The 2,121-nt window shown below is 45.1% G+C and carries 4 protein-coding genes; all 4 read right to left on the bottom strand.

The genetic code is table 11. The features are described from left to right. Positions 1-75 precede the first annotated feature (75 nt). Entirely contained in the window at positions 76-396 is a 321-nt protein-coding gene (locus J2W69_RS20515) for a hypothetical protein (RefSeq protein ID WP_310282081.1), read from the bottom strand. A 10-nt stretch (positions 397-406) separates the two neighbouring features. Further along, complete coding sequence (locus J2W69_RS20510) at positions 407-922, bottom strand: RHS repeat-associated core domain-containing protein (protein ID WP_310282079.1); 516 nt, start codon at positions 920-922, stop codon at positions 407-409. Positions 923-991: 69 nt separating this feature from the next. After that, positions 992-1,561 (bottom strand): PIN domain-containing protein, encoded by a 570-nt coding sequence (locus J2W69_RS20505; RefSeq protein ID WP_053422626.1) that lies wholly within the window; start codon positions 1,559-1,561, stop codon positions 992-994. Next, a partial coding sequence (locus J2W69_RS20500) for a helix-turn-helix domain-containing protein (RefSeq protein ID WP_310282077.1) occupies positions 1,562-2,121 on the bottom strand: 560 nt, incomplete at its 5' end. It lies immediately after the preceding gene.

Genomic DNA, 2,121 nt, shown 5'->3' with positions numbered 1-2,121 from the left:
ATAGGCCCTCTGTGTGATGGGGTTTCTCTTGGTCGAAAGATCCGATCATGTGGAGGGCCGTTAGTTCAAATTTTCTTATCCCGAGTTCAGGTTAATTAACACCTGTCGCTGCGTTCCCCTGAATTCTTCAATCAGCCTCAAGCGTGCCCCTGCTAAAGTTCCATTGAGTTCATTCTGAGAATATCGAATTAACTCGTTCTTAGTTTGACCGTACTTCCATACATCTCCAACTGCTAAATTCATCGCACCAGAGCTACATAAATAACATAGGTAGGGACCACTACTATCAGCTACCAACGCATACTGAATTGCTTCAGGCCCACTTGGTCTAGCTCTTATTCCAGCAAGATCTTTCTCAAGCGTCGCATAATCCTTTGATGAAAGTTTGTCTTTCAAATCGGATGCTTCATTTATAATGCTTATTTTCTTTCAAGATGGGAGCAACCAGCATCTCCATTTCATCATCAGTAGCAGTGCTCATTGGCGTCAAAGCAACTCCAGCGATTCCTCCTTTAGACAAAGAACCCGCAACAGACCTTGCAGCATTCCCTAATTGGTTTGCCACACCTTTTGTTGCTTCCTTAACAGATCCTATGGTCATACTTGCTGGTATCCCGCCACTAAAACTTACAGTTGCGGTCTGTGTCGCGCCATTTGAGTACGTTCCTTTTGCCGATACTGAACTTGTAACCTCTCGCTTAATCCGTGATCCAGTCGGTGCAAATTTCTCCGTCTTCTCAGTCACTTCAACTTTTTCTAACTTCAGATTTTCAGCCGAATACCCAGTAGGATCCGTCCCCGCCAACGGATTATTCATAATGTACGAATAAGGGTTCAGTGATTGGCTATTACCAGGACTCTGAATAACAGGGTCAACACTCAAGAACCGACCAAGGTTATAATCATACCCCCGACCGTTCATATGAATTAATCGGATGGCACTTTTGGGCTAACTTATTAAAGAGCAGAAAAAAAGTCCCGAATGGGACTTTTACAGTATCATTTCAAATTGACGTAGTTTGGATACCAGTGTTGGCAGCTTCTGGCGTTGTAACGAGTCCAGGTATTCTTCTGCTGTCATGGGCGGGTTCTTCAGCGAGCTTCTTTGACGTTGTGCTGCCAGAATTGCTCTGCTTGGGTCGAGTTCAAACATATCCGCCAGAAACACATCCGGGTGAATGGCAGTCAGACCAAGAGGAGCAAGGCTCTGTTGCGGAAAATCTTTCAGATTAAAGGTAATAATACCCTCAGCCTGCCCCTTGATTGCCGCAGCAACCACATGCCGGTCGTCATCGTCAGGTAACTCAATACCGTTTACAAACTGCTGGTAACCTTCAACAACACAATCCGGCGCATGCCTGTTCATCAGTTCGCGGGTTTTCTGTAATTTTTCAGCCGGCAGCCCCGGTTGCTTCTTTAATAAGTTTCGTATCCATTCATCGTGGATTTGTTCTGTCCATCTGGCCCGGTAAAGACCAGTTTGCGCAAGATACAATAGGTAACTGCGCAACGGCGCTGGATACATCACACATGCATCCAGGATCACTGTATAGGTTGCCATTTAATATCCCAAATTCAGCTCCTGATCGAGTGCGGTCAGTTCATCCAGAGTCGCCAGGCGTTTCACATCAATTTCCTGCTTGAATTTCATGACATCGACAAACGCAACCTTACGACGATTGCCTGTTCTGGTATGAGCAAGCTCACCGGAATCCAGCAATTTAATAAAGGTGGGACGAGACATATTGAGCATGTCTGCAGCCTCTTGCGTGGTCAGTTCAGCATGAATGGGAGTGATGCTTACACTGTTACCCTGACCGAGCTGAGTCAGCACCTCGATCATTAATTTAACTGCACTGGCAGGAAGTTTTACTGAATGGTTTTCACCATCCTTTCCTACCACATTAAAATTTTGTACATCCCCATTCGCTTCCAGTACAGCGGAAAGCTCTTGGCTGCTTAACTTTGCCAGTGCGATTTCTTCAGCACTTGGCAATGATTGTACACTTAGCATTTTAGTCATCTCTGTTTGCTTGTTTGCTTGTTTGCTTGTTTGCTTGTTTGCTTGTTTGCTTGTTTGCTTGTTTGCTTGTTTGCTTGTTTGCTTGTTTGCTTGTTTGC

It is taken from the genome of Rheinheimera soli, from assembly GCF_031457405.1.
Classification (GTDB): Bacteria; Pseudomonadota; Gammaproteobacteria; order Enterobacterales; family Alteromonadaceae; genus Pararheinheimera; species Pararheinheimera soli_A.
Note: the sequence above shows the minus strand (reverse complement) of the source record. Positions and strands in the feature narration are given on the sequence as shown.

Excerpts from the sequence above, each read along its gene's own strand:
- J2W69_RS20510 (WP_310282079.1), bottom strand. The coding sequence starts at position 922 with ATGAACGGTCGGGGGTATGATTATAACCTTGGTCGGTTCTTGAGTGTT.
- J2W69_RS20505 (WP_053422626.1), bottom strand. The coding sequence starts at position 1,561 with ATGGCAACCTATACAGTGATCCTGGATGCATGTGTGATGTATCCAGCG.